Origin of the sequence: Paenarthrobacter sp. PH39-S1, from assembly GCF_030063245.1 — a bacterium.
Lineage (GTDB): Bacteria > Actinomycetota > Actinomycetes > Actinomycetales > Micrococcaceae > Arthrobacter_M.
This window is the reverse complement of sequence record NZ_JASISR010000072.1, coordinates 1-6072: the sequence shown is the minus strand read 5'-3', so window position 1 is coordinate 6072 and position 6072 is coordinate 1. Positions and strand designations below refer to the sequence as shown.

Here is a 6072-nt window from a genome sequence, read left to right as displayed (position 1 = left end):
CCGGTGACGGTCACAACCGGGTACTGGCCAGAAACCCACGACAACGTTTTCTGGCCAGTACCGGGTCCCTGAAACCAGCGGTACCACCTACCCGGACTACCCGTACCATCACGCCGTATTTGCCAGCAATGGCAAATGTGATGACGATGATGATGATCGCGACGAAGACCAGCGGTAGGTAGGCAATGATACCGGTCAGCAGGGTGCTGATCGGGTTGGGGCCGAACACCCCGAACGCCAATTCAAGGACGAACAACAAAATGAAGTAGTAGACGATTTTGCCCACAATGGATGAAGCATCGAACTTGCTCTTCTCCAATGCCTTCTTGATGCCGCCGCGTTCAACTGCCTTATCGAATCCGACCTTTTGCAGGACCTTGGAGAGGGCCTTTTCAATGAGTTTGGCGATGATCCAGCCGATGATAAGGATGATGAAGAAGAAAATGAGCTTTGGTACGAACGTGATGACGTCGGCCAGGGCCGCAGAAAGCGCGTTGTTCATGGGGAACCTCCGGAAGTGTTCTGGCCGGCAAACGGCACAGTGGAAGACGGGTTGTATTACCTGTTGTTGCCTTAGGATGCGTCGGTGTCGATCCGCTCCTGCCGGACCTCTTCAGTGATGGTCCGTTCGCCGGTGATGATCTGTTTGCGGATTCTTATCCGCTCGATGGGAATGGTTTCCAGGTGGATCACCGGGCGCTCGGCGTACAGAACCACCTCGTAGTCCTCCTCGCTCAGAACGACACCGTCGACTCTTTGATCGCGGTTTGCGTCGATGATGGGTTCACGCTCAAGACGGAATTCTTCGTGGCTGACCGGCACGGTCAGAGTGACCTCTTCGGTGACGATGCATTTACGCAGCCAAACCTTTTCGGTTTCGTGCGTTTGCGTGCGGACACGCAACTGCTCTTCGGAGCGGGTCATTGCGCCTTCGGGGGTCCGCGAAAGGGTCTTCTCCTTGTAGGTGGTCACTGGCGATGTGCCCGCGGCACGGTCGCCGGTATACGTGGCGCTGAGGTTGTAGTAGCTGTAGAGCCGGGCCTGCTCCTCCGGGCTACTGCCGCCCTCTGCGTCCATGCGCGGTGCGTCCTTGACCTGGTCTTTGCTGTAGGGCACATGCAGGTCATTGCCCTCCATGGTCGCCTCCAGGAGGGGCACGAAGGATTCCGATGTGATGGAGATGCCTGTGCTGACTCGCACCAGAGACGGTTCCCCGGTCTTATCGTCGAGATAGACCTGTCGCACGGAGCCAATTTCGTCTCCGTCGGTTGAATACATGACGCCGCCGCCAACGATGATGGTCTCAATGTCCTGCGTAGTGATCATGGAACCCTCCTCACGATGGATCCTTCCCTATTGGACAACGGTGCCGGTGGAGTGCACCACGGTTCCGGTGCTTTGGGTGCGTCCGCTGATGTCGATCTGCACTCTGCTGCGCTGCAGTGGTGCCTCCAACGCGCTGGACAGGTCCGGCAAAGTGGACGTCTCGAAGCGTCGGATGAGGTCCTGGACGTCGGTCCTGTCGTTGACCGTCACCTTCAGGGTCAGGTCGGCAGCTTTGGCCGTTCCTCGCAGCAGAGCCGAGGAGGTGACGACGCCGGGTAGGGTATTGACCTGGTTTTCCACGGCCGTCGCCAGCACGGACGGTTCACAGACGGTGAAACCTTCACCGCCGTCATCATGCAGGCGGTAGGCGCCTGCGGTGTTCTTCCTTGGGATCTGGGCGATGACCCACAACAGCCCCAACACACCCATGATGACACCGACGACCAGCATGATGACCACCACCCAAGACGCTGCAAAGACCGCATGCAGATCACCGGTCACGACACGGTCTCCGGACGGAGCCGTGTTGGCGAGGACATGCATTTGTCCGCTGGACTGCAGGAGCAGGGCGACCCCCGCAGCTAGGGCAAGGATACCCAGAATCGTCAGCCAAATGCGGTTCAGGGTTCCAGCTGTCTGTCTCATCGGAAGCCTTCCTTCAAGGGAGGGGAGATAGTAGCGGACACAATGTCAGCCCTTGGATCGGATCGTGGCGGTCACGCGCGGGACCGGATTCAGCCCCGTTGCTTCCAGGCGGTTCCGGACACTGTCTGTGACCCTGCTGCGCAGATCGCCGGTATCATGCAGCGGAGTTTGGACGCTCAGATGCACGTGCTTGGTGGTGGCGGTCGCTGAAGCGGAGCCGACGCCGTCGATCTGCCGGCACTGCGCTTTGGCCAGATGCGCCACCGCGCGGCGGGTCATCACGATTTCCTGCTCCTGCACCCGCCCGGCTTTTTCTTCCCGGCTACCGCCTGCGTCGTTGAGCATCAAGGCGCTGAAACCGCCCGGGACGATGGCGCACAGCAACAGAATCACCCCTATCACCACCGCGGCTATCCCGATCCACCACGCACCCGAGCCGTTCCACGCCAGGGAGGTGAGCCAGTCACGTGGTCCCTGCAGGACATTGGGCCACGTGCCATTGACCAGCCGTGCAACGGTCAGCCACACCAGCAAGACTCCGGCAGCCAGCAGCAGGATGCCCACGATCAGCGCCGGAACGGCCCTGCTGGGCCGGTGCCGTAGACGTGTTGAACGTCCATCATGGCGGCTCATAGCAGTCTCCTTCGCCCGTTGGTCTCAGCGCCGGTGGTCAGCCACGAAACCTTGATATCGACCTGGCGCACTTCAACCCCGGTCAGCTCCGTCACCTTGGCCCTAATCCGCTGGCGCAGCGCCTCGGTGGCCTGGCGCAACGGAACCGGATACAGCATCCCCACTTCCACGCTCAGAGTGGCGATGTTGCCGGTAAGTTCCACGGACGCTTTGGGCCGGGCTGACAAGTCCGCATGGGCGCCGATTCCGAAAAACCCTCCAGAGGAACCGCCAGCAGATGACGCATCACCGGCGACCTGGCCGGCGATTTTTTCAATCACCTTGTCCGCCACCACGGTGTGCCCCCTCGAACCCATCTCCACATCGCCCCCACTGCCATCGCTGCCGCCAACGTCACGGCCGCCAGGCCGGTCAAACGGCAGTTTGTGGGCGCCCTGGGGGTTCATCGGCTCGATGCTTTACCGAACAGGGCCGCCATATCGAGTTTCCCCTCCGCGACCCGCCCGACAATCAGACCGATGAAGCCAAGAACCACCGCGGCCACCAGCGCCCACCAGCCGCCGAACCCCAAAACGATTCCCAGTACCAGACCTATCGTCAGGCACCAACGTGTAGTAGACATAGCCATCCTCTTCTCACCGGCCTTTTCCTCACCGGGCGGGGAATCCCGCCCGACGTCATTACTGAAGATCGGTCTTTTGATCCTTCTGGTCCTGCTGGTCATCATCGGGCAGGTGCACATCGGTGACGTTGACGTTCACTTCCAGCACCTCCAAACCGGTGGCGTGTTCCACCGACTGGATGACGTTACGGCGGATCCCCTGGCTGACGTCCACTATCGAGATCCCGTACTCCACAACGATGGAGACGTCAATGGCCGTCTGGCGTTCGCCCTTTTCCACGCTGACGCCGCCGCTGACATTCGTTTGCGAACCGGGAATCCGTTCGGTCAGGGCGCTGAATGCACGGCGCCCTGCACTTCCCATGGCGTAAACGCCGGGAACCTCACGCGTGGCCATGCCGGCGAGCTTCTGGACTACCGTTTCCTCAATCGTGGTGTCCCCGCGGTCCGTATGCAGTGCGTCGTTCTTTTTCGGCTGCTCCTGAGGAGCGCTGTGCTTCTGCTCCTCAGGGGTGGCCATAACGCCGCTGGAGCTTCCGGGGATCTTCGCTGCCTCTGACATGGGAAACGTCTCCTTCTCGGGAATAGTAATCGTGCTTACAAAGATAAAGACGAAGCCCACCGGCAAACGTCACGCAGCAATGCAGACTTTCTGAAATATTTGCCGGAATCGCCCGGATCAGATCCAGCCTGCGGCCGGGTTATGACATATTGGGGGCTAGCGCCGGTACGTCGCCGGACGGAACGGACAGCCCATGGAGGATCGCGGAGCCGGCTTCGAATCGGAACTGGAACTGGAACTGGATGAGGGAAGCATCGTCGCCCGCGCCCAAGACGGGGATCTGGCCGCCTTCGAGCAGCTGGTGATCGCCTACCAAGACAGGCTCTTCCGTTTGGCATACCGAATGCTTAACGACCGGGGAGAAGCCGAAGACGTGGTGCAGGATGCCCTGACGGCGGCCTGGCGCGGACTGCCGATGCTCCAAGACGTCCGGGCCTTCGGCGGCTGGGCCTACCGGTTGGCAACCAACAGATGTCTGGACCTGCTCCGCAAACGCTCCGCTCATCCCGAGACGATCACCGATTTGGAGGATCTTCGTTCCGCCACAGAATTTCGTGCCACGTATGGACCTGGGGGATCAGACCCGGCATACGAAGCCGAAACGGCCGCTCGGCAGGACAGTCTGACCACACTCCTGAACACCCTGCCCCCCGAACAGCGTGCCTGCTGGCTGCTTCGGGAAATGCACGGACGCAGTTATGCCGAAATCGGTGCCACACTAAAGATAAGCCAGTCCGCGGTTCGCGGCCGGCTCGCCCGGGCACGGCACGAGATAGCGGAGGGGATGAGCGAATGGCGGTAGATGACGTCCCCCGTCTGGGCTGCGGACGCAGCATCGACCGGATCTGGGCCACAATTGACCAACCACCGAGCCCGCACGAAGAAAAGTGTGAACAATGCCAATCGGCCAGGGAAAGACTGAAAAAGCTCACTGAGGCTACCCGTTCCCTGCGGGAAAGCGACCTTCACAACACCTCACTAAAACCGCGCCTCAGTGTCAAAAACGCCATCATGAATGTTGCCCGCGCAGAGATCCGCCGCAGCAGGAGAATTGCCCTGCACGGCAAAGAGAACGGAACAACCGAGATCAGCGAACAGGCCCTGAGTTCCGTCATCCGGTTCGCAGCGACGGCGATCCCCGGCATTCATGCACGACGCTGCCACATCGAAATACGCTCCGGCGGCAACGACCCCTCCGGCGAGGATCGCCCCTCCGGAAACACGGCTACCGCGGCTAACGAGGGTGCCCACCTCATTATCAATCTTCGGGTTGCTGCCGCCCCGAGCGTCGAAATCCCCCGAACCGTCGACTCCCTACGGCAGAGAATCAGCAACGCCATCACGGCATGTGTCGGCATCAGCGCCGGAACCATCAACATCACAGTGGAGGATCTCTACGATGTCTGAACAACCCGTGCAGGGCCAAGTCATCACCAGTCAACTGATCGCCTCTTTGGCTGCCCGGACCGCACTGGAAACCCCCGGCGTGCTCAGGCTCGAACCCACCATCCAAGGGTTTCTGGCCAGGCTCGGTCCCGCCGCCCTTCAAAACCTCCGTAACCCCGGCAGCCAAAACGGTACTTACCGGCACGACGGGGTGACTGCTACCATCAGCGACGGAACTGCCCGCATCCATCTCGACATCGCCACCGACATCGCCTACACGGCGCTCAACGTCGCCGAAACAGTAAAGCACCGCGTCCGCGAGAGCATTAGCCACACCGGCCTGACCCCAGGCAGGGTCGACATCAGCATCCTTGCGATAGAACCACAACCACGAACAAAACTAAGCTAGCGCGGGTGCCAAGTTCTGAATAGGTAAGACCGCCTTAATATGCAAGCGCTACAGCTTCGCGCTGCACAGCGGTCAACGCACCCATACACTTGCCCACCGCTTCCACTTCGAGCCGCCCACTGATGGTCTCAACAACCTCGTCGAACTCCATACGGGGGCTCATTGCACCGTGATGTGACTCGCGGTTTTCGCACTTTGAGACTGCCTGGCTGTGTCCACTGCTCGTCTGTGCGTCAACATCAACAGCCACGCCAAGGGGCTGCCAGCCACTGGATCGAAGTTACTGGACGACCGCCAAACCTGCAGATACACCTCCTGCATGATGTCTTCGCTCAATTCCGGGTCCCGGACCACCCGCCTCGCTAGCGGGAGTTTCCCGGCTAGCTGGGGGCAGACTTGTATCGGTGCAGGTCAGGGGCTGTTTTTGAAGTCTCCGGGTGTATGACCTAACTTTTCTTGGGGGCCAGCTTGGCGAGGTTGAAGACCTTG

Annotated in this window: 11 protein-coding genes; 3 read left to right on the top strand and 8 right to left on the bottom strand. The window is 60.4% G+C overall.

The genetic code is table 11. The features are described from left to right. Window positions 1–10: 10 nt before the first annotated feature. The 7 genes from QMG52_RS21270 to QMG52_RS21240 all read right to left on the bottom strand — a co-directional run bounded on the left by QMG52_RS21270 (window position 11) and on the right by QMG52_RS21240 (window position 3788). A complete protein-coding gene (locus tag QMG52_RS21270) occupies window positions 11–502 on the bottom strand; it encodes a mechanosensitive ion channel family protein (protein WP_283562401.1) in 492 nt (163 codons plus the stop codon). Window positions 503–573: 71 nt separating this feature from the next. Continuing rightward, window positions 574–1326: a YsnF/AvaK domain-containing protein gene (locus QMG52_RS21265; protein WP_283562400.1), complete on the bottom strand. Its 753-nt coding sequence runs from the start codon at window positions 1324–1326 to the stop codon at window positions 574–576. 27 nt (window positions 1327–1353) lie between these two features. After that, window positions 1354–1971, bottom strand: a complete 618-nt coding sequence (locus QMG52_RS21260; RefSeq protein WP_283562399.1) for an Asp23/Gls24 family envelope stress response protein — start codon at window positions 1969–1971, stop codon at window positions 1354–1356. A 45-nt stretch (window positions 1972–2016) separates the two neighbouring features. Next, window positions 2017–2604 carry a DUF6286 domain-containing protein gene (locus QMG52_RS21255; RefSeq protein ID WP_283562398.1) on the bottom strand — a complete coding sequence of 196 codons (588 nt, stop codon included), beginning with the start codon at window positions 2602–2604 and terminating at the stop codon, window positions 2017–2019. Beyond that, window positions 2601–3050 carry an Asp23/Gls24 family envelope stress response protein gene (locus tag QMG52_RS21250; RefSeq protein WP_283562397.1) on the bottom strand — a complete coding sequence of 150 codons (450 nt, stop codon included), beginning with the start codon at window positions 3048–3050 and terminating at the stop codon, window positions 2601–2603. Before QMG52_RS21250 ends, QMG52_RS21255 begins: the two co-directional genes overlap by 4 nt. Next, window positions 3047–3226: a hypothetical protein gene (locus QMG52_RS21245; RefSeq protein ID WP_196395186.1), complete on the bottom strand. Its 180-nt coding sequence runs from the start codon at window positions 3224–3226 to the stop codon at window positions 3047–3049. The genes QMG52_RS21250 and QMG52_RS21245 overlap by 4 nt, the downstream gene beginning before the upstream one ends. A 58-nt stretch (window positions 3227–3284) precedes the next feature. Continuing rightward, window positions 3285–3788, bottom strand: a complete 504-nt coding sequence (locus QMG52_RS21240; RefSeq protein WP_283562396.1) for an Asp23/Gls24 family envelope stress response protein — start codon at window positions 3786–3788, stop codon at window positions 3285–3287. Between the two features lie 193 nt (window positions 3789–3981). Here QMG52_RS21240 and QMG52_RS21235 point away from each other — a divergent pair, with 193 nt between their 5' ends. The 3 genes from QMG52_RS21235 (at window position 3982) to QMG52_RS21225 (ending at window position 5583) form a co-directional block, all read left to right on the top strand. Next, window positions 3982–4590 (top strand): RNA polymerase sigma factor, encoded by a 609-nt coding sequence (locus tag QMG52_RS21235; protein WP_283562395.1) that lies wholly within the window; start codon window positions 3982–3984, stop codon window positions 4588–4590. Between the two features lie 209 nt (window positions 4591–4799). Then, window positions 4800–5195, top strand: a complete 396-nt coding sequence (locus tag QMG52_RS21230) for an Asp23/Gls24 family envelope stress response protein (RefSeq protein ID WP_283562394.1) — start codon at window positions 4800–4802, stop codon at window positions 5193–5195. Next, window positions 5188–5583, top strand: a complete 396-nt coding sequence (locus tag QMG52_RS21225; RefSeq protein ID WP_283562393.1) for an Asp23/Gls24 family envelope stress response protein — start codon at window positions 5188–5190, stop codon at window positions 5581–5583. Before QMG52_RS21230 ends, QMG52_RS21225 begins: the two co-directional genes overlap by 8 nt. Before the next feature lie 159 nt (window positions 5584–5742). Here the strand turns inward: QMG52_RS21225 and QMG52_RS22520 are convergent, their stop codons facing one another. After that, the gene (locus QMG52_RS22520) at window positions 5743–5937 is read right to left on the bottom strand and encodes a sigma factor (protein ID WP_502920591.1); all 195 of its coding nucleotides are present in this window, start codon (window positions 5935–5937) and stop codon (window positions 5743–5745) included. Window positions 5938–6072 lie beyond the last annotated feature (135 nt).

Coding starts and splice junctions, on each gene's coding strand:
- QMG52_RS21230 (WP_283562394.1), top strand. CDS start 4,800: ATGAATGTTGCCCGCGCAGAGATCCGCCGCAGCAGGAGAATTGCCCTG.
- QMG52_RS21245 (WP_196395186.1), bottom strand. CDS start 3,226: ATGTCTACTACACGTTGGTGCCTGACGATAGGTCTGGTACTGGGAATC.
- QMG52_RS21270 (WP_283562401.1), bottom strand. CDS start 502: ATGAACAACGCGCTTTCTGCGGCCCTGGCCGACGTCATCACGTTCGTA.
- QMG52_RS21265 (WP_283562400.1), bottom strand. CDS start 1,326: ATGATCACTACGCAGGACATTGAGACCATCATCGTTGGCGGCGGCGTC.
- QMG52_RS21235 (WP_283562395.1), top strand. CDS start 3,982: ATGGAGGATCGCGGAGCCGGCTTCGAATCGGAACTGGAACTGGAACTG.
- QMG52_RS21240 (WP_283562396.1), bottom strand. CDS start 3,788: ATGTCAGAGGCAGCGAAGATCCCCGGAAGCTCCAGCGGCGTTATGGCC.
- QMG52_RS21260 (WP_283562399.1), bottom strand. CDS start 1,971: ATGAGACAGACAGCTGGAACCCTGAACCGCATTTGGCTGACGATTCTG.
- QMG52_RS21225 (WP_283562393.1), top strand. CDS start 5,188: ATGTCTGAACAACCCGTGCAGGGCCAAGTCATCACCAGTCAACTGATC.
- QMG52_RS21250 (WP_283562397.1), bottom strand. CDS start 3,050: ATGAACCCCCAGGGCGCCCACAAACTGCCGTTTGACCGGCCTGGCGGC.
- QMG52_RS21255 (WP_283562398.1), bottom strand. CDS start 2,604: ATGAGCCGCCATGATGGACGTTCAACACGTCTACGGCACCGGCCCAGC.